Raw genomic sequence first — 24,553 nt, forward strand, 5'->3', positions numbered from 1 at the left:
GTCACCCTTCGCGTCAGTTGAGCGGGCCGCCGGCCACGTACAGGACCTGGCCGGAGACGAAGCCCGCGTCGTCACCCGTGAAGAAGGCGATCGCGTTCGCGATGTCCTCGGGGTGGCCGACCCGCTGGACGGGGATCTGGGTGGCGGCGGCGGCCTGGAAGTCCTCGAACCCCATGCCCACGCGCGCGGCGGTCTGGGCGGTCATCTCGGTGACGATGAAGCCGGGAGCCACGGCGTTGGCCGTGACACCGAACTTGCCGAGCTCGATGGCGAGGGTCTTGGTGAAGCCCTGGAGACCGGCCTTGACGGCGGAGTAGTTGGCCTGGCCGCGGTTGCCGAGGGCGGACGAGGAGGAGAGGGACACGATCCGGCCCCAGCCCGCCCCGACCATGTGCTTCTGGCAGGCCTTGGTCATCAGGAACGCGCCCTTGAGGTGCACGTTCATCACGGTGTCCCAGTCGGCCTCGGACATCTTGAAGAGGAGGTTGTCGCGGAGGACGCCGGCGTTGTTGACGAGGATCGTCGGCGCGCCGAGCTCGGCGGCCACGCGCGCGACGGCCGCCTCCACCTGGGCGGCGTCGGAGACGTCGCAGCCGACGGCGAGGGCCTTGCCGCCGGCGGCGGTGATCTTCTCGACGGTGTCCTTGCAGGCCGCCTCGTCGAGGTCGAGCACGGCGACGGCGCGCCCCTCGGCCGCGAGGCGTACCGCGGTCGCGGCGCCAATACCCCGCGCCGCGCCGGTCACGACGGCAACGCGCTGCTCGGTGGTGGACATGCTGTTCTCCTCGCCCTTGGAATCCCTGGGATGCGGCTCATCCAGTACGGCGGCGAAAAATGAGCGACCGCTTAGTACCTTCCGGCAGACGAGACGCTAGAAGCCCTGGCACCCCGTGTCAACGGCGGCTCCTCTTTGGAGGGCTCGGTTCACCTGCGGGGCGCTTTGAGCGTGCGGGTCACTCGCCGAGGCGGCCGGGGTTGGCCTCTAGGCGGTCGGGGCGACTGTCAGCGGACCAGCAGGTTCAGCAGCCTCTCCACCTCCGCCTCCGGGTCGGCCGTGAGGCCCGTGTGGACCGGCCCCGGCTGGACCACTGTGGAGCGGGGGGCGATCAGCCAGCGGAACCGTCGGCCGGCGTCGTCGCGCGCGGCCTGGCCGGCGTTCGGTCCGCCCCGGCAGACGCCCTCGACGGCATGCAGCGCCGCCCGTACGCCCGTGACGTCCGCGGCCGGGTCGAGAGCCCTGAGCTTGGTCTCGTCGAGGTGGGTGCGGGCGGCCACGAACGACCGGGCGCGGCAGTAGACGACGACCCCCGCGTTGAAGAACTCGCCGCGCTCCACCCGCGGCACGACACGCAGCAGCGCGTACTCGAAGACGTCCCGGTCGCTCACGTGGTGCTGTCCTTCTTGGTGGTGTGGGGCCAGGGGGCCAGATGGTCGGTGAGCCAGCCCGGGGCCTGGGAGGGCCGGTGCTCGCTGCGCGGGCCGAGGGTGATGCGTTCGTGGATGGTCGCGGCGCGCGGCAGCAGCGCCTCGACATAGGCGTCGCGCAGCGCGTCGGTGGTGTCGAAGCCGGGTTCGTCGACGAGCCACTCGTCGGGCACGTCGGCGGCGACCTCCCGCAGCAGCTCGCGGGTGACGCGCGGCGCGAGCTCGGCGGCGGCGCCCTCGACGTCCGGACCGAAGGGGGCGAGGACATGGTCGGAGGCGTCGTACGGCTTGGCGGCGGAGGCCTCGGCGCCGCGCCAGTTGTGGTGCCAGATCATCGTGGCGCCGTGGTCGATGAGCCAGACGTCGCCGTGCCAGACGAGCATGTTGGGGTTGCGCCAGGAGCGGTCCACGTTGTTGATCAGCGCGTCGAACCAGACGATCCGCCCCGCCTCCGCCGGGTCGACCTCGTAGGCGAGCGGATCGAAGCCGAGAGATCCGGGCAGGTAGTCCATGCCCAGGTTGAGGCCGCCGCTGGCCTTGAGGAGCTCCTGGACCTCCTGGTCGGGCTCGGCCAGGCCGATGACGGGATCGAGCTCGATGGCGACCAGTTCGGGCACCCGCAGTCCGAGACGGCGGGCCAGCTGCCCGCAGATGACCTCGGCGACGAGGGTCTTGCGGCCCTGTCCGGCTCCGGTGAACTTCATGACGTATGTGCCGAGATCGTCGGCCTCGACGATGCCCGGGAGCGAGCCGCCTTCACGCAACGGCGTGACATATCGGGTCGCTGTGACTTCTGAGAGCATTCCGACAGGCTATCCGCCGGACTCGCCTCATGATCCACGGTTTATCGCGGCCTCCGGGTGCCGCAAGAAGCGGGCGCGGGCGGGCGCATACTGGCCACATGCCCCGGTCGTCGGCGGCGCGGGGCGCTCTGGGGGCGTTCCGGGAGCGGGCGGGTGAGGCCCTCTTCCGCCGGATCGCCGGTCCCTCCGGGCCGCAGACCCGCGCACGCATCCACGAGACCCCCGGGCCCCGGTGGTTCGGGCCCGAGCGGCCCATCCGGGAGGTCCACGGGGACGCCTCGATGTTCGTGGGCGGGCTGGCCGCGCTGCTGCTCCAGTCGCTGCACCCGCTGGCCATGGCCGCGGTCGAGGCGCACTCCGGCTACCGGGGCGACCCATGGGGCCGGTTGCAGCGGACCAGCACCTTCCTGGCGGTGACGACGTTCGGGACGAGCGAGGACGCCGAGGCCGCGGTCGCCCAGGTGCGGGCGGTGCACGCGCGGATCCGTGGGCGTACGAGCGAGGGCGTGCCCTACCGGGCCGACGATCCCGCGCTGCTCACCTGGGTCCACATCGCGGAGACCGCGTGCTTCGCACGGGCCCATGAGCGGTACGGGCGCCGTCCGCTGACCCCGGCCGACTACGACGCGTACCTCGCCGACGCGGCCCGCGTGGCGCGGGCGCTGGGCGCCGACCACCCGCCGACGGACCGTCGCGCGCTGGCCGCACGCATCGCCTCGTACCGGCCGCAGCTGCGCGCCACCCCCGCCTGCCGGGAGACGACCCGCTTCCTGCTGGCCGACCCGCCGCTGCCCGCCCTGGTCCGCCCGGCGTACGCGCTGCTCGCCGCGGCGGCCGTCGATCTGCTGCCGCCGTGGGCGCGGGAACCCCTGAACGTCCCGTACGGGATACGGCTGCTGCGGCCCCTGGCCCGCCCCGGCGGCCACGCCGTCACGGCGGCCGTCCGCTGGGCCCTGCGGCCGCCGCCCGCGCGGCGTGGGTGACGGCACGTCACGGGAGGCCGCGTCGGGTGCCTCCGGCAGGCTCGCGGATTCCCGGGACGTCCGGATACTCGCCTGGCATGATCATCACGCATGGGCGATTGGTACCTGCAGACAGGCCACGGTGTCCGCTTCGAGTGGGGTCCCGAGGGCGCGGAGCGGCTGGCGGCGGGCGTCGACTGTGTCGTGGTCGTCGACGTGCTGTCGTTCACGACCTCGGTGACGGTCGCGGTGGAGGCCGGAACGCGTGTGTTCCCCTACCGCTGGCGGGATGCGACCGCCGCGGCGTTCGCCGAGCGCAACGGCGCGGACCTGGCGGTCGGGCGGCGGGAGGCCGGTCCGTCGTCGCCGTGGTCGCTCTCTCCGGCGGCGCTGCGCGGTGCCCCCTTCACGCCACGCCTGGTCCTTCCCTCACCCAACGGATCCGCCATCTCCGCCTCGGCCGGGGAGGCCCGGGTGGTGGCGGGAGCGCTCCGTAACGCGAAGGCCGTCGGGGAGTGGCTCACCCGGCAGGGCTACGGGACGCCCGCGCGGCCCGTCGGGGTGATCGCATCGGGCGAGCGGTGGCCCGACGGGAGCCTGCGGCCGGCCCTGGAGGACCTGCTCGGCGCCGGGGCCGTCGTCGCGGCGCTCCGCGAGCACGTCGGTGACACGCTCTCGCCCGAAGCCTCCGTAGCGGCCGCGGCGTTCCGGACGACACCGGACGTGGTCGCCGCGGTGACCGCCAGTTCCTCCGGTCGGGAGCTCGTCGAGTACGGCTTCGCCCAGGACGTCGCCGTCGCCACCGAACTGGACGGCTGCGCCGTGGTGCCCGTCCTCGTGGAGGGGGCGTTCACAGCCGCCGGGTGACGGCCGGCTCGGGTCTCAGGCTCTCACCGGTCGGCCAGCAGCCCCGCGACGAGTGCGGCCGTGCGACGGTGCCACAGGGCCGCGCCGCGCAGCATGGCGTGGCCGCCGGTCGGCATGGTGACGGCCTCCGCGTCGGCGCCGGCCGCGCGGGCCCGGCGGACGAACTCCCAGGACTCGCGCGCCGCGGTGACCTTGTCGCTCTCGTCGTGGAGGAGGTGGAGGCGGCGTCCGGCGAGGTGGTCGACCGGTTCCCCGGCGGGGCACCAGGGCGCGAGGGCGACCACTCCGCGGACCAGGGGGTCGCCCGCGACCCGGAGGGCGGCGCGGCCGCCCATGGAGTGGCCCACGAGGACGACGGGAAGGGAGCCGACGCGTTCCCGCAGCCGTGCGAGGGCGGCTTCGGCGTCCTGGGCCGCGTCGGCGCGGGCGCCGTTCCAGCCGCGGTGGCGGTAGCGCACCTCCGCGATCAGCACGTCCCGGCCGCGGACGGCGCGGGCCGTGGCGGCAGCGAAGGGGCGCATGCGCAGTGCGGGCAGGTTGAGGAACGGCGGCGGCTCCAACGCGTCCGCACGGCCACCGTGCAGCAGGAGGACGGCCGCGGTCGGTACGGGCGGGGCACTGCGCAGCACCAGGGCGCCGGACTCGCCCCGTACGGCGCGGTCCGGGGTCTGCGCGGTCATTCGGAGCCTCCAGGGGGTCGCGAGCCTCCCCCTGGCGGGGAGACGCGAGGCGCAGTCTGCCAGGCCGTGGAACCGCCCGGGTCCCGGCGGTCGGGCACGGGGTCCGCGCGGCCGCGCGCCGGCGGGCCGCTGCCCCGGCTCACTGTGCCCTTCGTCGTACCACCGGCTCACGGATGCCCGTGGGCGCGGCGCCTCCGCCTGGACATTACTTCCGGGTAGTCGTCGTCTTCGTTGAACGGGTGGCCTCAGGGGCGCGTACAGCACGGTGAATCGTTGTTCGCTCTGGAAGGGGAGCCCGTATGACCGGATCGCAGGGGACCGCTCGGAAGGTCGCGCGCCGTACCGTCGTCGCGGCGGCGGGAGGGGCGGGTCTCGCCGCGGCGCTGACCGCCTGCGGCGGCTCGGACACTCCGGCGAAGACCGTCGGGGAGAAGCCGGCGGACGGCGGGGCGGGGGCGCCCGCCGGTGGCGGTGAGGTGCTCGCCGCGACGGCGGACATCCCGGTCGGCGGCGGGAAGGTGTTCGCCGACAAGGGTGTGGTGGTCACCCAGCCGCAGGCCGGCCAGTTCAAGGCCTTCTCGTCCAAGTGCACCCATCAGGGGTGTGCGGTCAGCGGTGTCAGTGACGGGGTCATCGTCTGCCCATGCCACCAGAGCACGTTCGACGCGGGCGACGGCAGTGTGAAGGGCGGGCCGGCGACGAGCCCGCTGCCCGCCGCGTCGATCACGGTGGACGGTACGTCGATCAAGCTCGCGTAGTCCGGCGGGGGCGTTTCCAGCAGCCCAGGACGTCGTCCGTGGTGCAGACGGTCGCCACCAGGGACAGGGTGTGGCGGATCATCGCGGGGGTGTAGTCGGCGGGCACCCCCGCGATGGCGTCGGAGGGGACGACGGCGGTGTAGCCGAGGTTCACGGCGTCGAAGACCGCGTTGGGGACGGCGACGTTCGCCGAGACGCCGGTGACGACGAGGGTGCGGCAGCCGAGGTTGCGCAGCAGCGCGTCGACGTCGGTGCCGGCCAGCGGCGACAGACCGTGCAGACGGCGGACGACGAGGTCCTCGTCGGCGACCGGGATCGGTTCGGCGATCCGTACGGCTGAACTGCCGCTGTGCTGTTGCACGGGCAGGCGCTCGGCAGCCCGGAAGAGGCGGGCGTTGCGGCTGGAGCCGCGGCCGTCGGGGCGGCGTTCGGCCACCGCGTGGAGGACCTGCACCCCGGCGTCGTGGGCGCCCGCGACGAGCCGGGCTATGTGGTGGAGGGCGCCCGAGTGGCGTGCGACGGCGGCGAGTTCGGGCAGCGCGCTGTGCGGGCCGACGACACCCTGCTGGCATTCGACGGTGAGCAGCACGGTGCCGTCCGGATCGAGCTGTTCCACGAGCTGTTCGTACGACGCCATGCGGTCCCCCTTGGAGCGGTGCGGTCCCCCGCGGAGCCGTGTGGTCCCCCTCGGACGCGCCCTGGGGTGCGCGAGGCTAGCCACCATTGCGCCGCGAGGGAAGAGCCCCCATGCTTTCTGACGCATAGTCAGAAAGCTTCTGCCGCACTGCGGGAAGGGGACGGCCGATGACCGTCGCACAGCGCCGGGGCCGCCGGATCATGATGACGCCGAAGGAGCGGGACGCGTTCCTCGCCGAGCAGCGCACCTGCCGGGTGGCGACGGTCGCCGCGGACGGGCGCCCGCATGTGAGCGCGCTGTGGTTCGCCTGGGACGGCACCTCGCTGTGGCTGTACTCGATCACGCGCAGCCGGCGCTGGGCCGAGCTGCGCCGCGACCCGCGGATCGCGGTCGTGGTGGACGACGGGGAGGAGTACGGCGAGCTGCGCGGGGTGGAGCTGTCGGGCACCGCGGTCTTCGTCGGCGAGGCCCCGAGGACGGGCGAGCCCTGTCCGGAACTGGACGGGGTGGAGCGGCTGTTCGCCCGGAAGAACTTCGGCCTGGCCAGCATGCCGCACGACGGTCGGCACGCCTGGCTCCGGCTGACGCCCGACGCGATCGCGTCCTGGGACTTCCGCAAGCTCGCCGCACTCCGGGGCGGAGGCGACGGCTGACCAGGCCATGGCGCGGCCACCTCAGTCCCGCGCCGACAGGGTCTGGCCCGCCTCAGTCCCGCGCCGACAGGCCCTGGCCCGCCTCGGCCAGCGCCTGCACAGCCGCCCTGATCGACGGCCGCCGGTCGGCGTCGGTGCGCCACACCGCGTAGATGTGCCGCCGCATCTTGTGCCGTACGGGCACGAACACCACGCCCTCCGGGACCGGTCCGCGCCCCAGCCGGGGGGTGATGCAGACGCCGAGGCCGGCGGCGATCATCGCGAGCTGGGTGTGGTGCTCCTCGGCGAGATGGGCGATGCGGGGTTCGATGCCCTGGGAGCGGAGGGTGAACATCAGCCACTCGTAGCAGAATTCGCCCTCGGGCCAGGACACCCAGTCCTCGTCGGCGAGCTCCTCCAGGTCCAGCTCCTCGCGGTCGGCGAGCGGATGTCCGACCGGCATGGCGATGTCCGCGGTGTCGTCGAGCAGATGGGCCCGGGCGAGGCCGCCGGGCACCGGCAGCCGTTTGTTGTGCCAGTCGAGGACGACCGCGAGGTCCATGTCGCCGCGCAGGACGTGCTGGATCCCGGCCTCCGGCTCCAGCTCCCGGGTCCGTACGCGCAGCTCGGGATGGCTCACCCGCAGGGCCGGGACCGCCGCAGGGAACAGGCCGCGCATCGCCGTCGGGAACGCGGCGAGCCGCACCTCCCCCACCACCTGCCCGCGCTGCGCCTCGATGTCGGACTGGGCGATCTCGACCTGGGAGAGGATCCGCGCGGCGTGGTCGGCGAGGAGCTGTCCGGCGTCGGTGAGCCGCACACCCCGCCCGTTCTTGGCCAGCAGCTGCTGCCCGACCTCCCGCTCCAGCTTGGACAGCTGCTGCGAGACGGCCGAGGTGGTGACGTGCAGGCCGTCCGCCGCGCCGCTCACCGAGCCGTGGCGGGCGAGGGCGTCCAGGGTCCGCAGGCGCTCCAGATTCAACATGTAAGCAATGCTAAGCGATGTACTCGAAGAAAACTCGCTTGTTCTACGAGATCGTGTCCGTCATCGTGGCGGGTATGAGCAGCGTCGCCCCGGCCAGGGCCACTCCGACCCGTCCTCCCGCCCTCTCCTCCCCCGCCCGCCGCCGCGCGGTGGACTGGCGGATCCGCTTCGCCGTCCTCTCGCTGATCTGGGGCTTCAGCTTTCTGCTCATCAAGGTCGGCACGCAGGGCTACGCCCCGTTCCAAGTCACCTTCGGACGGCTGTTCTTCGGTACGACGGTGCTGGCCGTCGCCATGGCCGTCCAGCGCTCGCGGCTGCCGCGCGGCGCCCGCACATGGGCCCATATGGCGGTGGCCGCGTTCTTCCTGAACGCCCTGCCGTTCTCCCTGTTCGCCTACGCCGAGCTGACCATCCCCTCGACCCTGGCGGGGATCTGCAACGCCACGACCCCGCTGTGGGGCATGGCCCTGTCGATGGTCGCCCTCTCCGAGGACCGCCCGACCCGCCGCCGGGCCGCCGGTCTCGGTATCGGTTTCGTGGGCGTGCTGACCGTGCTCGGCGCCTGGCAGGGCTTCTCAGGACTCGATCTGGGCGGGACGGCGATGGCCCTGCTCGCCTCGCTCAGCTACGCGGTCGGCTGGATCTACGTCCGCCGCACCCTGGCCGGGCGCAGCGAGTCACATCTGTCCCTGACCGGTGCGCAGCTCTTCCTGGGCATGCTCCAACTGGCCGTCGTCACCCCGCTGTTCACCAGCTTCCCCACATCGTTCCCGATGGTGGAGCTGCTCGCGGTGGTGGCGCTCGGGGCGCTCGGCACCGGAGTCGCGGTACTGCTCCAGTACGGTCTGGTCGCCGAGGTCGGGCCGACGACGGCCTCGATGGTCACGTACTTCATCCCGGTCATCGCGACCGCCGCGGGCGTGGCACTCCTCGACGAGCACCTCGGCTGGAACACTCCCGTCGGCGCGCTGATAGTGCTGGCCGGTGCGGCCCTCACCCAGAGCCGCGGGCCGAGGCGGCGGGCCCGGGAGGATCAGCCGTAGCTGAGCGCGGGGGCCGGCCCGGCGGCCGCGGCGAGCGCGTCGGCGACCTCTTCGACGTCCCGTACGGACATCTCGGAGACGGTCAGCCGGACTCCGGGGCGGCTGGCCATGCGGAAGCGGGCGCCGGGGGCGACCGCCCACCCTGCCTGCAGCAGCCGGGCGACCGCCCCGGTCTCGTCGGCGACCGGGACCCATACGTTCATGCCGCTGCGCCCGTGCGCCTCGACGCCCCGCTCCGCCAGGGCCCGCACGAGGGCGTCGCGCCGCTCTCCGTAGGACCTGGCCACGGCCACGACGTCCACGGCGCCGGTCTCCCAGAGGTGGGCGACGGCCCGCTGGAGCAGTCGGCTGACCCAGCCCGGTCCCAGCCGCTGGCGGCCCAGCACCCGGTCGAGGGTGACAGCGTCGCCGGTCAGGGTGGCGACCCGCAGGTCCGGTCCGTAGGCCTTGGCGACCGAGCGGACCATCGCCCAGTGCTCCGTGCCGCCGGCGAGCGGGTGGAGGGGGAGGTCGACGATGGCGTGGCCGTGGTCGTCCTCGATCAGCAGGGTGCGGGGGTGGCGGGCGAGCAGCGCGCGCAGGGCGGCCGCGCGCTCGGCGCTCACCGCCGCGCCGGTCGGGTTCTGCGCGCGGTCGGTCACGACCACGGCGCGCGCGCCGGCCCGTAGCGCGCGCTCCATGCTGTGGGCGAGGGGCCCTTCGTCGTCGATCTCGACGGGGACGGGCTTGAGGCCGAGGGCCGGTACGAGATCCAGCAGGCCGCCCCAGCCCGGGTCCTCGACGGCCACGGCATCCCCCGGGCGCAGATGCGCGGCGAGGACCCGTTCGATGGCGTCGAGTGATCCGGAGGTGACGGCGACGGGCCCGTCGGGGACGCCGTCGGCGTCCAGGGCGGCCCGGGCGAGCCGGGCGAAGCCGGCGTCGACGGGAGCCTGGCCGTAGAGGTCGGGGCGTTCGTCGGCGCGGCGGGCGGCCGCAGCGAACGCCTCGGCGAGCGGCGGCAGCAGCGCGGCGTCGGGGTTGCCCTTCCCCGCGTCCCTGACGCCCGGCGGGGCGTCGACCCGGAGCGATCCTCGGGCGGTGGTGGCGGGCTCGGGGCGTACGCGGCTGCCGCGGCGGCCCGCGGTCTCGATGACCCCCCGCTCCCGCAGGGTGCGGTAGGCGGCGGCGACGGTATTGGGGTTGACCCCCAGCTCCGTCGCCAACTCCCTCATGGGCGGCAGCAGTTGACCCGGCGCAAGGGCTCCGCTGCCCACGCCCTGCTCCACGCTCGCAGCGATCTCCGATGCACGCCGCCCGGCGATCCGATACTCTCCTAGCACAAAAGAGATTATGCACTAGTGCAATGGAGGACGCAATGTCGCAGGCATCCGGCTACGAGCCGACCGACCGGACCGTTCCCACCCGGTCCCGGCACCGCGCCTCGTACGACCGCGAGCTGGTCCACGCGATCCTCGACGAGGCCTACGTCTGCCACCTCGGCTTCGTCCGCGACGGCGCGCCGGTCGTCCTGCCCACGCTCTACGGGCGGGTCGGCGAGCGGCTGTACGTCCACGGCTCCACCGGTTCGCGCCCCCTGCGGATGGCCGGCCAGGGCGGCGGCGAGGAGGCGCCCGGCCTCGCGGTGTGCCTCACGGTCACCCACGTGGACGGTCTGGTGCTCGCCCGGTCCGCCTTCCACCACTCGATCAACTACCGCTCCGTCGTGGTGCACGGCGTCGCCCGCCAGGTCACCGACCCCGAGGAGCGGCGCATCGCCCTCGACGCGCTCGTCGACCATGTCGTCCCCGGCCGCGCGCTGGACTCCCGCCCGGCCGACGCCAAGGAGCTCGCGGCCACGGCCGTCCTGCGACTGGACCTCCAGGAGGTCTCCGCGAAGGTCCGCGCCGGCGGCCCCAACGACGAGCCCGAGGACCTCGCCCTGCCGTACTGGTCCGGTGTCGTCCCGGTGGCGCGCCGCTACGGCACCCCCGTCCCGGCCGACGACCTGGACCCGGCCGTCTCCGTGCCCGCGTACGTCACCGCGCTCGGCTGACCCGCCATGCTCATCCACCCCTGGGACGCGGCCCACGACCCCGCCGAGTGGCAGAGCTGGCTCGCCGCCCACGACTTCGGCCAGCTCGCCGTGAACGGCCTGCCCGGCGAGCCGCCGTGGGTGCAGCCGCTGCACTTCCGCTACGACCCCGAGCCCGGCCCGTACGGCCGGGTCATCGCCCACCTGGCCCGGCCGAACCCGCTCTGGCCGGCCCTGGAGGCGTGCCCGGACGTCCTGCTCAGCGTGGTCGACGACTACGTCTTCGTGCCGGGCCCGTGGGCCGCGCCGCCCTCAGCTCCGCCCGAGCACGGCGTCCCCACCTCGTTCTACGCGGCCGTCCAACTGCGCTGCACCGCGCACGTGATCGACGACCCGGCCGAGAAGGCGGCTCTGCTGAACCGCCAGACGTCCCACTTCCAGCCGGAGGGCGGCTCGGCCGAGGTCTCCGTCGGGCAGGCCCCGTACGGCAGGCTGCTGTCGGGCCTGCGGGGCCTGCGCCTCGAAGTGACGGACGTACAGGCCAAGTTCAAATACGCCAACCACAAGCCGGCCGAGGTCCAGGACCGCCTGGCCGCCGGCCTGAAGGAGCGTGACGCCCCCCGCGACCGGGCGGCCCTCGCCCACCAGCTGCGCCGCCGCGCGACGGCGTAGGCGAGGGCCCCGGGACCTCCCGCGGCCCCGGCGGGACGGCCTACGCGAGGGCCTCGGCGCGCCTGCGGGCCGCGGCGCCCCTCGCCTCGGCCGCCGCCAGGCCGGTGACCGCCGTCAGCAGGAGGAGAGTGCCGGCGAGGGTGGTCGCGGTGAGTTCCTCACCGAGCAGGGTGACGGCGAGGACCGCGGCGCTCACCGGCTCCAGGAGCATGATCACGGAGACGGTCGCGGCGCGGACGACGGCCGCGCCCGCGAAGTAGAGGGCGTACGCGAGGGCCGTCGGCACGGCGGCCACGTACACCAACAGGCCCACCACCGTGCCCATGTGGTCGGTGTGCGGGACGAGGCCCTCGGCCGCCGCCATCGGCAGCAGGCCGACCGCGCCGATGACGAACGCCCAGACCGTGGTGGTCAGCGCGTCCCCTCCACCGCCGTCACGGCCGAGCCACCGGGTCAGCAGGGTGATCGCCGCGTACCCGGCGGCGGACAGCACCGCCAGGGCCACGCCGAAGGGGCGTACCTCGGCCTGGCCGCCCCCGAGCACCAGCACGGCGAGCCCGGCCAGGGCCCCGCCCACGGCGAGGACACCGCCCCGGCCCATCTGCTCGCCCATCGTCAGGCGGGCGCCGAGCGCGATGAGGACGGGCCCGGCGCCGAGGGTGACGACGGTGCCCACGGCGAGACCGGTGGCCTCCACAGCGCCGAAGTACGCGCTCTGGAAGACGGTCAGCCCGATCCCCGTCCCGAGGATCCGCAGCAGCTTGCGGCGGCGCGGTTCAGCCACCGGCGCTGCGGCCCGCCGGGGCCGCAGGGCGAGCGCGCCGAGGAGCAGGACGAGTCCGCCGACGCACCGCCAGAAGGAGAGCGCGAGGGGGCCGAGATCGCTGATCCGGAAGACGAGGGTGGCGGCCGCGCCGGCGGTGCCCCAGGCGATTCCGGCGACGATCAGGTAGAAGAGGCTCCGCCCGACGGGCAGCGCCGTGGGCAGGGGGGAGTTCGACACGTGGTTTCTCCGTGTGAAGACAGGTGGATGGTCGCTCGGCTCCGTGTGCGGGCAGCGACGGTCCACCCGGCGGCCATGGCGGCCCGAGCCGGGTCTTCGTCTGGAGAGGTACCGCCCGCGTTACGCGGCAGGCGGCGGAAGAACGGTCGAATGCATGATCGTCACCCTACTTGGAGGTCTGGAGGGAGGTGCGCTCCGGGGCCGGCCGGTCCTCGTGCTCGGCCTGCTCCGAGCCGGCGACCGGCCGGGACGGCGCCTTCGGCGTCGAGGACTGGGCGATGAACGCGCCGACGAGGACGACCGCGCCACCGATGATCTGCGGCGCCGCCAAGTGCTCCCCGAGCAGCACCCACGCCAGCACGGTCGCGATGACCGCCTCCAGGCAGGCCACGACTCCGGCGACCTGCGGGGAGAGCCTGCGCACCGACACGACGCCGGTGACGTAGGCGACGACGGTCGCGATCAGCACGATCCAGCCGAGCAGCAGCCAGGCCGGGGCGGCGGTCCCGTTCAGCTCGGCGGTGCCGCCGAGGACGGACCAGTCCATGCCCCAGGGCCGGGCCACGACGGTCAGGACGAGCGCGCCGACGAGCAGTCCGTACGCGATGACGCCGAGCGGATCGGCGGGTTCGGCCTCGTCGCTGCCCTGGTCGGACAGGACGAAGTAGCCGACCTGGCAGCAGGCGGCGGCCAGCGCGAGCAGCAGCCCAAGGAGGTCGAAGGTGAGCCCAGACCAGACCTGCACGACACAGGCGAGCCCGCCGACGGCGAGCACCACCCCGAGCGCGGCGGCGCGGGTGACGGGACGGCGCTGGACGAACCGCACCCAGCCGAGGACGAGCGCGGGGGCGAGGTATTCGATGAGCAGGGCAACGCCGACCGGGATCCGCGAGATCGCCGCGAAGTAGCAGGCCTGGACGCCGGCGACGGCGAGGAGACCGAAGCCGGCGAGGAGGGCGGGCTTGCGCCGCAGGAGGTCGCGGTGGCGCCAGGCGACGGGCAGCATGACGAGCGCGGCGCCGGCCACCCGTAGCCACACCACATGCAGCGGGTCGAGCCCCGCTTCGATCAGCGGCTTGGCCGCGACACCTGATCCACCGAATGCGAACGCCGAGGCCAGGGCGAGTCCCAGGCCGGCGCTTCTCCCCTGAGACGCGTGCATCGGGCCATCATGCCAGCGGCACGTCAGGTGCGTAAGGCCCGTTACACCTGTTGAGACAGCTCCGCGATCCGCAGGGTCAGGGCGGAGGGATCGGCGCCCGCGCGGCCGAGGACCTCCACGGCCCGGCAGTCCGGGTCGGCGACCAGGGCGGCCAGCAGGTCGAGGCCGTGGGCGCGGGCGTCCCCGCGCTGTGCGGCGCGGTCCAGGGCCCGGGCCATGGCGGCCACGGCGGAGGGCGACCAGCCCGCCATCTGGTTCTTGCGTACGACGAGGGGGGCGACCCCGGAGTCCTCCACGGCGCCCCGCCAGCGCAGTCCGTACCCGATGCTGCGCTGGACGAGGTAGCCGAGGACGCGGGCGACCCGGCCGGGGCCGTCGAAGGCCGCGCCGACCGCCGGGTCGCACTCCAGCAGTGAATGGAGCAGATGGGCGGTGTCGATCTGCCGGTCCCCGTCCCGCAGCGCCCTTCGGCGCGCGCCCGCGACGACCGAGGCGAGTTCGACGGTGAGCTTGCTCAGCTCGACGGTGAGCCGGGCGTCAATCGCTCCGCGGGATGCGGCGGGCGGCTGAGGCACCCGTGGTACGGGAAATTGCACCGTCCCATCCCATCAGCCCTGCCGGGCCATGACCATCCCCGCCGGGAACCATGTCTCCATCCCACGGGAGGTGGGCATGGCGCGTTCTTTCCTCATCCTTACGGATGAGATTGCGAGGCAATGACAGAAGGGGCGCGCGCCGCCTTGCCTCACGCCCCCTCGGCCGACTCGACGACGACCGGCCGGACCGAGCAGATCTGACGGCCCATCAGTATTGAATGTTCACCGGCCCCCGGCTACGTTCCGCGCCACGGAGTCCGACAAGAGGAGTGGTCGCATGGCCGATGTCAGCGCGGAGGCACGTATCGAGGCACCGACCGAGAAGGTCTGGGCGCAGCTGACCGACTTCACCTCGTACGACCGGTGGAACGCCACCCACACGAGCTTCCCCAAGGGGGGTCCCGCCACCCTGGAGCCCGGCGCCACGTTCGAGGAGAACATGAAGCTGATGGGCTTCCCGGCCGAGGTGCTCTGGACGGTCGAGGAGCTGGAGACAGCGCGGGTTCTGGCCATCCGCGGCAAGGGCCCGATGGGTGTCAGTGTCGGTACGCGCTACTCGCTGACGGCGGACGGGGACGCCACGACGCTGCGGATCGACGGCGAGTTCACCGGCGCCGCGGTCTCCCTTATGGCGGGCAAACTCAAGGACTCGGCCACGGCGGCGCTCAACGAGTCGCTGCGCAGGCTCGGCGCGCTGGTGGCCTGAACTCCGGAGGCAGGAAGGGTCCCGTGGCACGGATGCCACGGGACCCTTGCCCTGACCGGGAGTTCTGATCCGACTCAGCGCTCGCCTTCGACTCAGTGCTCGTCGGCCAGGATCAGGTACAGCTTCTTGCGGGCGTCGTTGATGACCTCGACGGCCTTCTGCCGCTGCTCGGCACTGCCGGTCTTCCAGACCTGGCCGAACGCCTCCATCAGGCCGAAACCTGCCTGCCGGACTTCGTTCAGGGCCTCCCAGTCGACACCGCGCCCGGCCTCCTCCCACGGGGCGTCGGGCCCCGCCTCGACCTCGGCCCGCCCGGCGTCGGTGAGCGTGAACAGCTTCTTGCCGCCCTCGCTCGCGCTGGTGATCAGGCCCTCGTCCTCCAGCAGCTGGAGGGTGGGGTAGACGGAGCCGGGGCTGGGCTTCCAGGCCCCGCCGCTGCGCTCGCCGATCTCCTGGATCATCTCGTAACCGTGCATCGGACGGTCCTTCAGCAGCGTCAGGATCGAGGCGCGCACGTCTCCGCGCCGCGCCCTGCCCCGACCGCCGCCTCCGCGGCCACGCCCGCCCCAGGGGCCGCCGCCCCCGAACCCCGGTCCGAACGGACCGAAGGCGGCACGCCGCCCCTCGACGTCGGCCCAACCGCGATGGCCGGGTCCGCAGTGTCCGTGCCCTCGGCCGTGCTCATGCTCGTGTCCTTGTGAACGCATCGCTACGCTCCTTCCATCGTTGATCTGTCGCGATGCTTCAACGATATATCGGCACCGTTCTCCGAGCAACACCCTGACCGGCGCCGTCCGGCCACCGGTCCAGTGGTCACGAATTGGCCTTGGCCCGCGGCTTCGCCGGCCGCCTACGGTCTCGTCCATGCGGATTCGAATCGTCGACGCGTTCACCGACCGCCCCTTCTCCGGCAACCCGGCAGGGGTTCTCCTCCTCGACGGCTTCCCCGAGGACCACTGGCTCCAGAAGGTCGCCGCCGAGGTGAACCTCTCGGAGACCGCCTTCGCCCATCCCCTCCCCAGGGGCGGCGAGGCCGACTGGGCCCTGCGCTGGTTCACGCCGACCACCGAGGTCGACATGTGCGGCCACGCCACCCTCGCCACGGCGCACGTCCTGCACACCACCGGCCGCGCGAGCGGCACCATCCGCTTCACGGCCCGCTGCGGCATCCTGCGCGCGACCGCCGCCGAGGACGGCGCGATCACGATGGACTTCCCGACCTCGCCGCTCATCCCTGTGACAGCCCCCGCCGGACTCGCCGAGGCGCTCGGCGCCAAGCCCGTCTCGGTCCACGACACCGGCACGCACATCGGCGACCTGATCGTCGAACTCGCCGACGAGCAGGCCGTACGGTCCCTGGAGCCGGACGCGCGGGCGCTGGTGTCCCTGTCGGACCGGGGCATCATCGCCACCGCCGCGGCCGACGACCCCTCGCGCGGCTACGACTTCGTCTCACGCGGCTTCTTCCCCGGCGTCGGCATCGACGAGGACCCGGTCACGGGCAGCGCGCACACCGCCCTCGCCCCGTTCTGGTCAGCCCGCCTCGGCCGCGACGAGCTCACCGGCCTGCAGGGCGGCGCCCGTACGGGCCTGGTCCGTACGACCCTGCGCGGCGAGCGGACCCTGCTCACCGGCCGGGCGGTGACGGTGATCGAGGGCGACCTCCTCGTCTGACCGGCCCGGACAGCACGAAGGGGCGTACGGCACCGGCCGTACGCCCCTGTTCCCTTCAGCCGCCCCGGTTCACGGGGTGGGTCTCACGGGGTGGGCAACCAGCCCACCTTTCCGGCCAGCAGGCCGTATCCGACGAAGGCCACGATGTCGAGCAGCGCGTGCGCCGCGACCAGCGGGCCGACCCGCCCCCACCGGCGGTAGAGAAGCACGAACACCGCGCCCATCACCATGTTGCCGATGAAGCCGCCGATGCCCTGGTACAGGTGGTACGAGCCACGCAGCACCGAGCTCGCCACCAGCGCGGCCATCGGCGTCCACCCCAACTGCCCGAGCCTGCGCAGCAGATAGCCGACGACGAGGACCTCCTCCAGTACGGAGTTCTGCACCGCCGACAGGATGAGCACCGGGTACTTCCACCACACATCGGGCAGCGACTCGGGCACCACCGTCAGGTTGAAGCCGGCGGCCCGCGCGAGAAGGTAGAAGGCGAGCCCCGCGCTGCCGATGGCGGCCGCCACCAGCGCCCCGCGTCCGAGATCGGGCCAGGGCCGCGTCCGGTCGAAGCCGATGGCCCGCAGGCCAGGACCCTCCCGGGTCAGCAGATGCGCCACGAGCACGACGGGCACGAGCGCGGTCGCGATGCCGAACAGCTGCCACGCCAGGTCGAGCCATGGCCGTCCCGGCGCGTACGAGCTGTTGAGCATCGCGGCCTGGTCCTTGAGCCCGCCGGGCTTGGTCAGCGCCCCGATAAAGCTGATCAGCGACGACACCGCGCTCGCGCCGAGCGAGAGCGCCAGCACGATCATGGTCTCGGACCGCAGGATCCCCCGTGAGAGGCCCTCGTGGGGAAGAGTGTCGGCCACGCGCCCTGCCTCCTGCTGCACACCGTTCTGGGATGTCACAGCTTGCCCGATGCCACGGCGACGGGCACGGCCGGGTCCCACGGCAGCGCCGAGGGCGAGGTCGCCCGCCGCGTGCCGGACGTGGATCGGGGCCGCCGGCGCGCTGGTGGCGCTCCTCAGTCTCCGAGCCCGGACGGCCAGGCGTGCACCGGCTCGCCGCGGCGCATCAGCTCCGCGTAGCGCCGGGTGGTCACCGCGAGCGCCTCCTCCCGCCCGAGCCCCGCCTCCAGGCCGCGGTGGTAGGTGTCGACCTGCCAGGAGGCTCCGTTCACCCGCCGCCGGCAGCGCTCCTCGATGACACCGAGATACGCGTCCCGGTCGGCCGGTTCGATGCCCCAGGCGTCGAGGCCGGCCGCGGCGAGCGGCAGGAGTTCGTCCCGTACGAGCTTCACGGCGGGCACGGCGGTGATGCCGCCCGAGCGGCCGGGGCGCGGCCAGCGCAGCTCCGCGTCGATGCCGTGGCGGCAGGCGGTGTCGAAGTTGGCCTCGGCCTCCTGGAAGGTGAGCCGTTTCCACACCGGGCGCGGCTCCTCGGCGAGCGCGCGCACGAGTCCGTAGTAGAAGGCGGCGTTGGCGACGACGTCGGTGACGGTGGGGCCGGCGGGCAGCACGCGGTTCTCCACGCGCAGATGCGGGACGCCGTCGGTGAGTCCGTACACGGGCCGGTTCCAGCGGTAGACCGTGCCGTTGTGCAGCGCCAGCTCCTGGAGCCGGGGCACTCCCCCGTCGTCGAGGACGCGCAGCGGATCCTCCTCGTCGCAGATCGGCAGCAGCGCGGGGAAGAAGCGCAGATTCTCCTCGAACAGCTCGTACGCCGAGTCCACCCACCGCTCCCCGAACCAGGTGCGCGGCCGCACCCCCTGGGCCTGGAGCTCGGGCGGACGGGTGTCGGTGGCCTGCTGGAAGAGGGGCGGCCGGGACTCGCGCCACAGCTCCCGGCCGAAGAGGAAGGGCGAGTTGGCGCCCACCGCGATCTGCACGGCAGCCACCGCCTGCGCGGCGTTCCACACGGCGGCGAAGCGGGCCGGGGTGACCTGGAGGTGCAACTGCACGGACGTACAGGCCGCTTCGGGCGCTATCGACGTCGCCGTGCAGGTCAGCCGCTCCACGCCGTGGATGTCGAGGGTGAAGTCCTCCCCGCGGGCGGCCACGATCTGGTCGTTGAGCAGCATGTAGCGGTCGACCTCGGAGAGGTTCGCGGAGACCAGATCCTGGGGGGTGAGCGTCGGCAGAATACCGATCATGACGATGCCCGCGTCGACCTCTTGGGCCTTGCGGTGGGCATATCCCAAACCCGTACGCAACTCCTCGGCGAGCCGGTCGAATACCCGGCCGCCGAGGCGGTGCGGCGCGATGTTCACTTCCAGGTTGAACATTCCGAGCTCGGTCTGGAAATCCTTGCTCGCTATGCGGTCGAGCACCTCGGCATTCATCATCCGGGGCATGCCGTCTCCACCGGCGAGATTCAGCTCGATCTCCAGGCCCATCATGTTCTTGGGCCGGTCGAACCTCTTCTCCGCCAGGAGCCTCCCCAGCCCCGTCAGGCACTGTTGGAGCTTGCGCCGGTATCTCTGCCGATCGGACAGGTCGAACCCGCCTGCCACGATCTTCTCCCCCATCGGAGCGTCCCTCCTCGAGTGGGCAGCCCGCGGCTCGGCCGCTCGCGTCACGGTCGATAATGCCCAGCCGGACTGATCCATAACGCCCGCACGCGGACCGGCCGAACGGTAGGCTGAGAACATGAGCCGTACGGCACATTCCATGGGCCCATTCCGGCGGCCCATTCGCCGGACGGGATGCGCGGGGCACATTCCGTCGCGACGGCACGGTCGATTCGCCGACGGGATCCGGCCGTCGTAGCGGGGATTACCGTGCAGGTCAAAGACGTGCGCCGACGCAAAATCCATCGAAATGCCGCAAATCAAAGGCCGAATTCTGCCTTGGCGGCAATACCGGGGGCCGGTAGCAGAAACACTGCGTGAACACGCGTCGTATAAACTCCGCGAACGAGGCAGAGAGTTGGCGCCCGGCCACGGCCTTCTGGCCCCCTCTGGCCCCGCGCTGACAGCGTCGTCCGCACTGCCCCCGCTTCACCGTGTCTCCTGAGTGAGAGGCGACCCACCATGCTCCACATCCCTCCGGCCCCTTCGGCCGCCCTGCGCAGTGTGCTCGTGGCCCTCGGTTCCCCCACCGCGGTCCGCGACGCACGTACCCCGGCTCTCCGCTCCTTCCAGGGCCCGCTCACCCCCGAACTGCCCCTGCCCGTCCACGTCCTGGACACTCTCGATCAGGTCGTCCCGCCCGGCCGCACGCCCCGTACCAGGCTCGCCGGCTGGCGGTTCCTGATCCGCGGCGGCGAACGCTCCATCGCCGCCGCGGACACGATGCTCACTCCGGACGGCTGGTCCTTCTCGCACTTCTTCGAAGGGCCGTACGTCACCGCCACCGAACACGCGCTGCGCCAGGCCGAGTCCGTCACCACACCGTTCCAGCCACGTCTGCTGTCGGTCCCCGAGCTGTACATGCTGACGCTCTGGCTGCACGCGGACACCGACGCCGACGGGGCCGATGGCTCCCCGGCGCCGACCGATCTCCTGATCCCCCTGGCGCCCGCGCCACCGGGGATCGCCGCACACCGCGCCCACCAGGTCGCCGACCTGCTGCCCGTCCTGACCCTCCGACTGGCCCCGGCACCGCTGCTGGGGTCACCGGCCTGACCCGGCCGCTTCCACCCGCGATGCCCCGCGTTCCGACGGCGCGGGGCATCGCTGTACGCCCGTAAACCCGTACGCGCACGCGAGGAGCGCATTCGTACGGGTCGCCGTACGCTGCCCCGTACGGACTAGCCCACTGGGACCACCCCGAACCATCCGAAGTGACAGTGCACTTGAACTGAACCGCCCGGGCGGGTGATACGTCCTTGTGCAGTAGGAAGAGCTGACGCGAAATCCCTGCGGATCGACCTCCGCAGGGGAAGACTGGGACCACCGAAACGACCGACGGGGGGCGGCCATGAACTCCGCTTCGAGCCGCAGGACACACACCACACCGCAGCGAAAGAACCCATCCATGTGCCAGCACCAGCCACCCTGCCCCACAGCCGACTCCGCCGACCGGGAGGCCGCGCGCCTCGTGGCGCACCACCCGGAGCAGGGTTGGAGCCTGCTGTGCAACGGCGTCCTGCTCTTCGAGGACACCGGTGAGCTGCTGCCGGACGGCCAGATCATCGCGCCGCACCGGCCGCCGGGGGTGGTGACCGCCGCCTGACGCAGGCGGCAAGCAAGCCGAAGGGCCGGCCCGGAGAGCTTCTCCGAACCGGCCCTTACCTGTGCTCGCGTAGGCGCGCCCAGGGCCCTGCCCCAGGCGCCGTACGTCAGTTGTCGTACTCGTCCAGCGGCGGGCAGGAGCAGACCAGGTTCCGGTCGCCGAAGGCGCCGTCGATCCGGCGCACCGGCGGCCAGTACTTGTCCGCGGCCGACACCCCGGCCGGGAAGACGGCCTCCTCGCGGGTGTACGGGTGGTTCCACTCGCCGCCGAGCGCGGCCGCGGTGTGCGGGGCGTTGGCGAGCGGGTTGTCCCCGGCGGGCCACTCGCCGGAGGCGACCTTCTCGATCTCGGCGCGGATCGCGATCATCGTGTCGCAGAACCGGTCGATCTCGGTGAGGTCCTCACTCTCCGTCGGCTCGATCATCAGCGTGCCGGCGACCGGGAACGACATGGTCGGCGCGTGGAAGCCGTAGTCGATCAGGCGCTTGGCGATGTCGTCGACGCTGACCCCGGTCGCCTTGGACAGCGGACGCAGGTCCACGATGCACTCGTGGGCGACGAGCCCGGCCGGACCGGTGTAGAGCACCGGGTAGTGCGGCTCCAGGCGCTTGGCGATGTAGTTCGCCGCGAGGACGGCGACCTGGGTGGCCCGCTTCAGGCCCTCGCCGCCCATGAGGCGCACATACGACCAGGAGATCGGCAGGATGCCGGCCGAGCCCCACGGGGCGGCCGAGATCGGGCCGACGCCCGTCTGCGGTCCGGCGCTCGGCTGGAGCGGGTGGTTGGGCAGGTACGGGGCGAGGTGCGCCCGGACACCGACCGGGCCGACGCCCGGGCCGCCGCCGCCGTGCGGGATGCAGAAGGTCTTGTGCAGGTTCAGGTGCGAGACGTCGCCGCCGAACTTGCCCGGCTTGGCGAGGCCGACCAGCGCGTTGAGGTTGGCACCGTCGACGTACACCTGGCCGCCGGCGTCGTGCACGGCGGCGCAGATGTCGGCGACGTGCTCCTCGAACACACCGTGCGTGGACGGGTAGGTGATCATTAGCACGGACAGCTCGTCGCGGTACTGCTCGATCTTGGCGCGCAGGTCCTCGATGTCCACCTCGCCGTCGTCGGCGGTCTTGACGACGACGACCTTCATCCCGGCCATCACGGCGCTGGCGGCGTTGGTGCCGTGCGCGGAGGAGGGGATCAGGCAGACGGTGCGCTGGGTGTCGCCGTTGGCGCGGTGGTAGGCGCGGACCGCGAGCAGACCGGCGAGCTCACCCTGCGAGCCGGCGTTGGGCTGCAGCGAGACCTTGTCGTAGCCGGTGACCTCGGCGAGGCGCTCCTCCAGCTCGGTGATGAGCGTGAGGTAGCCCTGGGCCTGCTCGATGGGTGCGAACGGGTGAATCTGCCCGAACTCCGGCCAGGTCACCGGCTCCATCTCGGTCGTCGCGTTCAGCTTCATCGTGCAGGAGCCGAGCGGGATCATGCCGCGGTCGAGCGCGTAGTCGCGGTCGGCGAGCTTGCGCAGGTAGCGCAGCATGGCGGTCTCGGAGCGGTGCGCGTGGAAGACCGGGTGGGTGAGGTACGCGTCCGTGCGCAGCAGGGCCTCGGGCAGCGTGTCGGCCGCTTCCGCGTCCAGCGCCTCGATGTCGGCGTCCGCGCCGAAGGCGGCCCAGACGGCGGCGATCTGGGCGCGGCCGGTGGTCTCATCGCAGGAGACGGAGACGTGGTCGGCGTCGACGAGGTGCAGGTTGACCCCGCCCTCGCGGGCGGCGGCGACGGCCTGGGCCGCCTTGCCGGGCACCTTGACGGTCAGGGTGTCGAAGTAGGCGCCGTGGACGACCTCCACGCCCGCGGCCGTGAGGCCCGCGGCGAGGATGGTGGCGTACCGGTGGGTGCGCTGCGCGATCGCCTTGAGGCCCTCGGGGCCGTGGTAGACGGCGTACATGCCGGCCATGACGGCGAGCAGCACCTGCGCGGTGCAGATGTTGCTGGTGGCCTTCTCGCGGCGGATGTGCTGCTCGCGCGTCTGTAGGGCCAGGCGGTAGGCCTTGTTGCCGTCGGCGTCGACGGAGACGCCGACGAGCCGGCCCGGCAGGGAGCGGGCGTGCTTGTCCTGGACGGCCATGTAGCCGGCGTGCGGGCCGCCGAAGCCCATCGGGACGCCGAAGCGCTGGGTGGTGCCGACCGCGATGTCGGCGCCGAGGGCGCCGGGCGAGGTCAGCAGGGTCAGCGCGAGCAGGTCGGCGGCGACGGTGACGATCGCGCCGAGTTCGTGGGCCGCGTCGATGAGCGGCTTGATGTCCCGTACGGCGCCGGAGGCGCCCGGGTACTGCAGGAGCACACCGAAGACGCCGCGTTCGGCGATCTCGGCCGGGATGCCCTCGGACAGGTCGGCGACGACGACCTCGACACCGGTCGGTTCGGCGCGGGTCTGGATGACGGCGACGGTCTGCGGCAGCGCGTCCGCGTCGATCAGGAAGACACCGTTCTTGACCTTGCCGACGCGCCGGGACAGCGCCATCGCCTCGGCGGCCGCGGTGCCCTCGTCGAGGAGGGAGGCGCCGGAGGTGGGCAGACCGGTGAGGTCGGCGACCATGGTCTGGAAGTTGAGCAGCGCCTCGAGCCGGCCCTGCGAGATCTCCGGCTGGTAGGGCGTGTACGCCGTGTACCAGGCCGGGTTCTCCATGACGTTGCGCAGGATGACCGGCGGCGTGAAGGTGCCGTAGTAGCCGAGGCCGATCATCGGGGCGAGGACCTTGTTGCGGTCGGCGAGCGTGCGCAGCTCGGCCAGGACCTCGGCCTCGGTGCGGGCGGCCGGCAGCCCGAGCGCCTCGGCGCTCTTGATCACGTCCGGTACCGCGGCGGCCGTGAGCTCGTCGAGCGAGCCGTAGCCGACCTGGGCGAGCATCTTCGCCCGGGCTTCGGCGTCGGGCCCGATGTGCCGCTGCTCGAAGGGGATGCCCTGCTCCAGCACGGAGAGCGGAATGCGGTTGGCGGTCATGTACGGAGGCCTCCTGGTCGTCACGACCTGCGAGGGGCACCACGGCGCGGGTGCCCGGACGGCCTCCCCCTCTGTCATCTCAACCTGAGAGCTTCACCGGCGCACGCGGACGTGGCCGACTTTCACCGTCGGTGAGAGCGGATGCCGTCGGACATCGCCCTGCTTTCCAGAGTGACCTCGTCCGTGCGGTACAGGGGCCTGAGAGATTCCGGGGAGGAGTTGCTCCTTCGGCGCCACCGAAAGGTTTCTTCGCTGGACTCTCCCGCACGGGGTCAGCAGCCACAGCCAGCCTACCAGCGAGGTTCCTCGGGGTTCCCTCAAGTGGCCGACATCCCCGTTGTGCACTTTCGTAGTCCTTGAAGAGCAGGTGCGACCAGTTGGAGGGACCGTGCAGACCGACATCGATCCGCGCAGCCTGATCGGCCGGAAGGCGTTCGACCGCAACGGCACCAAGATCGGCACCATCGACGAGGTGTACCTGGACGACGCCACAGGAGCCCCCGAATGGGCGGCCGTACGGACCGGACTGTTCAGCCGGGACGCCTTCGTCCCCCTGGAGCCGAGTGAGCTGGTCAACGACGCGCTGCACATCCCGTACGAACGCGCGCTGATCAAGGACGCCCCCGACTTCGGCGTCGGCCGCCACCTCTCCCCCGAGCAGGAGCTCCAGCTCTACCACCACTACGGGATAGAAATCCCGCCACTGTCCACCGCCGCACCCCCGGACCGGGACTTCGGCCGGATCGCGGGCCAGGACGACTGACCGGGCCGGC

At 72.6% G+C, this 24,553-nt stretch carries 26 protein-coding genes and 1 riboswitch; of the genes, 12 read left to right on the forward strand and 14 right to left on the reverse strand.

The window, feature by feature from the left end; all coding sequences use genetic code 11:
* Window positions 1-13: 13 nt before the first annotated feature.
* From fabG to ACZ7LT_RS26600, 3 genes are all read right to left on the reverse strand, one after another.
* The gene (gene fabG, locus ACZ7LT_RS26590) at window positions 14-775 is read right to left on the reverse strand and encodes a 3-oxoacyl-ACP reductase FabG (protein WP_471238609.1); all 762 of its coding nucleotides are present in this window, start codon (window positions 773-775) and stop codon (window positions 14-16) included.
* A 227-nt stretch (window positions 776-1,002) separates the two neighbouring features.
* Window positions 1,003-1,386: a DUF3037 domain-containing protein gene (locus ACZ7LT_RS26595; RefSeq protein WP_471238610.1), complete on the reverse strand. Its 384-nt coding sequence runs from the start codon at window positions 1,384-1,386 to the stop codon at window positions 1,003-1,005.
* Window positions 1,383-2,228, reverse strand: coding sequence for a HipA family kinase (locus ACZ7LT_RS26600; protein ID WP_471238611.1), 846 nt, complete (start codon window positions 2,226-2,228; stop codon window positions 1,383-1,385). The genes ACZ7LT_RS26595 and ACZ7LT_RS26600 overlap by 4 nt, the downstream gene beginning before the upstream one ends.
* A 98-nt stretch (window positions 2,229-2,326) precedes the next feature.
* On the opposite strand from ACZ7LT_RS26600, the gene ACZ7LT_RS26605 reads away from it, so the two are divergent.
* Together ACZ7LT_RS26605 and ACZ7LT_RS26610 are read left to right on the forward strand one after the other, a co-directional pair.
* Window positions 2,327-3,211: an oxygenase MpaB family protein gene (locus ACZ7LT_RS26605; protein ID WP_471238612.1), complete on the forward strand. Its 885-nt coding sequence runs from the start codon at window positions 2,327-2,329 to the stop codon at window positions 3,209-3,211.
* Window positions 3,212-3,301: 90 nt separating this feature from the next.
* Window positions 3,302-4,057 carry a 2-phosphosulfolactate phosphatase gene (locus ACZ7LT_RS26610; protein ID WP_471238613.1) on the forward strand — a complete coding sequence of 252 codons (756 nt, stop codon included), beginning with the start codon at window positions 3,302-3,304 and terminating at the stop codon, window positions 4,055-4,057.
* Window positions 4,058-4,080: 23 nt separating this feature from the next.
* On the opposite strand, the gene ACZ7LT_RS26615 is transcribed toward ACZ7LT_RS26610, so the two are convergent.
* Window positions 4,081-4,737: an alpha/beta fold hydrolase gene (locus tag ACZ7LT_RS26615; RefSeq protein WP_471238614.1), complete on the reverse strand. Its 657-nt coding sequence runs from the start codon at window positions 4,735-4,737 to the stop codon at window positions 4,081-4,083.
* A 299-nt stretch (window positions 4,738-5,036) separates the two neighbouring features.
* Here ACZ7LT_RS26615 and ACZ7LT_RS26620 point away from each other — a divergent pair, with 299 nt between their 5' ends.
* Window positions 5,037-5,495, forward strand: a complete 459-nt coding sequence (locus ACZ7LT_RS26620; protein ID WP_471238615.1) for a Rieske (2Fe-2S) protein — start codon at window positions 5,037-5,039, stop codon at window positions 5,493-5,495.
* Here the strand turns inward: ACZ7LT_RS26620 and ACZ7LT_RS26625 are convergent.
* Window positions 5,482-6,132, reverse strand: coding sequence for a cysteine hydrolase family protein (locus ACZ7LT_RS26625; RefSeq protein WP_471238616.1), 651 nt, complete (start codon window positions 6,130-6,132; stop codon window positions 5,482-5,484). The genes ACZ7LT_RS26620 and ACZ7LT_RS26625 overlap by 14 nt on opposite strands.
* Before the next feature lie 167 nt (window positions 6,133-6,299).
* Between ACZ7LT_RS26625 and ACZ7LT_RS26630 the strand changes: the two genes are divergently transcribed.
* A complete protein-coding gene (locus ACZ7LT_RS26630; RefSeq protein ID WP_471238617.1) occupies window positions 6,300-6,785 on the forward strand; it encodes a pyridoxamine 5'-phosphate oxidase family protein in 486 nt (161 codons plus the stop codon).
* Between the two features lie 52 nt (window positions 6,786-6,837).
* Here the strand turns inward: ACZ7LT_RS26630 and ACZ7LT_RS26635 are convergent, their stop codons facing one another.
* A complete protein-coding gene (locus ACZ7LT_RS26635) occupies window positions 6,838-7,749 on the reverse strand; it encodes a LysR family transcriptional regulator (RefSeq protein ID WP_471238618.1) in 912 nt (303 codons plus the stop codon).
* A gap of 74 nt (window positions 7,750-7,823) precedes the next feature.
* Here ACZ7LT_RS26635 and ACZ7LT_RS26640 point away from each other — a divergent pair, with 74 nt between their 5' ends.
* The gene (locus ACZ7LT_RS26640; RefSeq protein WP_471238619.1) at window positions 7,824-8,792 is read left to right on the forward strand and encodes a DMT family transporter; all 969 of its coding nucleotides are present in this window, start codon (window positions 7,824-7,826) and stop codon (window positions 8,790-8,792) included.
* On the opposite strand, the gene ACZ7LT_RS26645 is transcribed toward ACZ7LT_RS26640, so the two are convergent.
* Window positions 8,783-10,114, reverse strand: coding sequence for an aminotransferase class I/II-fold pyridoxal phosphate-dependent enzyme (locus tag ACZ7LT_RS26645; protein ID WP_471238620.1), 1,332 nt, complete (start codon window positions 10,112-10,114; stop codon window positions 8,783-8,785). The two genes, ACZ7LT_RS26640 and ACZ7LT_RS26645, sit on opposite strands and share 10 nt — an antisense overlap.
* Before the next feature lie 35 nt (window positions 10,115-10,149).
* On the opposite strand from ACZ7LT_RS26645, the gene ACZ7LT_RS26650 reads away from it, so the two are divergent.
* Window positions 10,150-10,827, forward strand: coding sequence for a pyridoxamine 5'-phosphate oxidase family protein (locus ACZ7LT_RS26650; protein WP_471238621.1), 678 nt, complete (start codon window positions 10,150-10,152; stop codon window positions 10,825-10,827).
* Between the two features lie 6 nt (window positions 10,828-10,833).
* Window positions 10,834-11,478, forward strand: coding sequence for an FMN-binding negative transcriptional regulator (locus ACZ7LT_RS26655; RefSeq protein ID WP_471238622.1), 645 nt, complete (start codon window positions 10,834-10,836; stop codon window positions 11,476-11,478).
* A 40-nt stretch (window positions 11,479-11,518) separates the two neighbouring features.
* Here ACZ7LT_RS26655 and ACZ7LT_RS26660 read toward each other — a convergent pair whose 3' ends face one another.
* From ACZ7LT_RS26660 to ACZ7LT_RS26670, 3 genes are all read right to left on the reverse strand, one after another.
* The gene (locus ACZ7LT_RS26660; protein WP_471238623.1) at window positions 11,519-12,481 is read right to left on the reverse strand and encodes a DMT family transporter; all 963 of its coding nucleotides are present in this window, start codon (window positions 12,479-12,481) and stop codon (window positions 11,519-11,521) included.
* A gap of 166 nt (window positions 12,482-12,647) precedes the next feature.
* Window positions 12,648-13,643: an EamA family transporter gene (locus tag ACZ7LT_RS26665; RefSeq protein ID WP_471238624.1), complete on the reverse strand. Its 996-nt coding sequence runs from the start codon at window positions 13,641-13,643 to the stop codon at window positions 12,648-12,650.
* 41 nt (window positions 13,644-13,684) lie between these two features.
* Window positions 13,685-14,218 (reverse strand): Clp protease N-terminal domain-containing protein, encoded by a 534-nt coding sequence (locus ACZ7LT_RS26670; protein WP_471238625.1) that lies wholly within the window; start codon window positions 14,216-14,218, stop codon window positions 13,685-13,687.
* 298 nt (window positions 14,219-14,516) lie between these two features.
* Between ACZ7LT_RS26670 and ACZ7LT_RS26675 the strand changes: the two genes are divergently transcribed.
* The gene (locus ACZ7LT_RS26675; RefSeq protein WP_471238626.1) at window positions 14,517-14,945 is read left to right on the forward strand and encodes a type II toxin-antitoxin system Rv0910 family toxin; all 429 of its coding nucleotides are present in this window, start codon (window positions 14,517-14,519) and stop codon (window positions 14,943-14,945) included.
* Between the two features lie 92 nt (window positions 14,946-15,037).
* Here the strand turns inward: ACZ7LT_RS26675 and ACZ7LT_RS26680 are convergent, their stop codons facing one another.
* Window positions 15,038-15,652 carry a PadR family transcriptional regulator gene (locus tag ACZ7LT_RS26680; RefSeq protein WP_471238627.1) on the reverse strand — a complete coding sequence of 205 codons (615 nt, stop codon included), beginning with the start codon at window positions 15,650-15,652 and terminating at the stop codon, window positions 15,038-15,040.
* 157 nt (window positions 15,653-15,809) lie between these two features.
* Between ACZ7LT_RS26680 and ACZ7LT_RS26685 the strand changes: the two genes are divergently transcribed.
* Window positions 15,810-16,619, forward strand: a complete 810-nt coding sequence (locus ACZ7LT_RS26685) for a PhzF family phenazine biosynthesis protein (RefSeq protein ID WP_471238628.1) — start codon at window positions 15,810-15,812, stop codon at window positions 16,617-16,619.
* Between the two features lie 83 nt (window positions 16,620-16,702).
* On the opposite strand, the gene ACZ7LT_RS26690 is transcribed toward ACZ7LT_RS26685, so the two are convergent.
* On the reverse strand, window positions 16,703-17,503 hold the full coding sequence (locus tag ACZ7LT_RS26690) for a CPBP family intramembrane glutamic endopeptidase (protein WP_471238659.1): 801 nt from the start codon (window positions 17,501-17,503) through the stop codon (window positions 16,703-16,705).
* Window positions 17,504-17,637: 134 nt separating this feature from the next.
* Complete coding sequence (locus tag ACZ7LT_RS26695) at window positions 17,638-19,140, reverse strand: glutamate-cysteine ligase family protein (protein ID WP_471238629.1); 1,503 nt, start codon at window positions 19,138-19,140, stop codon at window positions 17,638-17,640.
* A gap of 504 nt (window positions 19,141-19,644) precedes the next feature.
* On the opposite strand from ACZ7LT_RS26695, the gene ACZ7LT_RS26700 reads away from it, so the two are divergent.
* Window positions 19,645-20,238, forward strand: coding sequence for a hypothetical protein (locus ACZ7LT_RS26700; RefSeq protein ID WP_471238630.1), 594 nt, complete (start codon window positions 19,645-19,647; stop codon window positions 20,236-20,238).
* Window positions 20,239-20,590: 352 nt separating this feature from the next.
* Complete coding sequence (locus tag ACZ7LT_RS26705; protein ID WP_471238631.1) at window positions 20,591-20,788, forward strand: DUF5999 family protein; 198 nt, start codon at window positions 20,591-20,593, stop codon at window positions 20,786-20,788.
* A gap of 106 nt (window positions 20,789-20,894) precedes the next feature.
* Here ACZ7LT_RS26705 and gcvP read toward each other — a convergent pair whose 3' ends face one another.
* A complete protein-coding gene (gene gcvP, locus ACZ7LT_RS26710; RefSeq protein ID WP_471238632.1) occupies window positions 20,895-23,780 on the reverse strand; it encodes an aminomethyl-transferring glycine dehydrogenase in 2,886 nt (961 codons plus the stop codon).
* A 176-nt stretch (window positions 23,781-23,956) separates the two neighbouring features.
* Window positions 23,957-24,055: riboswitch (glycine riboswitch) on the reverse strand.
* 113 nt (window positions 24,056-24,168) lie between these two features.
* Between gcvP and ACZ7LT_RS26715 the strand changes: the two genes are divergently transcribed.
* A complete protein-coding gene (locus ACZ7LT_RS26715) occupies window positions 24,169-24,543 on the forward strand; it encodes a PRC-barrel domain-containing protein (protein WP_471238633.1) in 375 nt (124 codons plus the stop codon).
* Window positions 24,544-24,553: the final 10 nt, after the last annotated feature.

This window comes from Streptomyces sp. NPDC039465 (assembly GCF_055639315.1).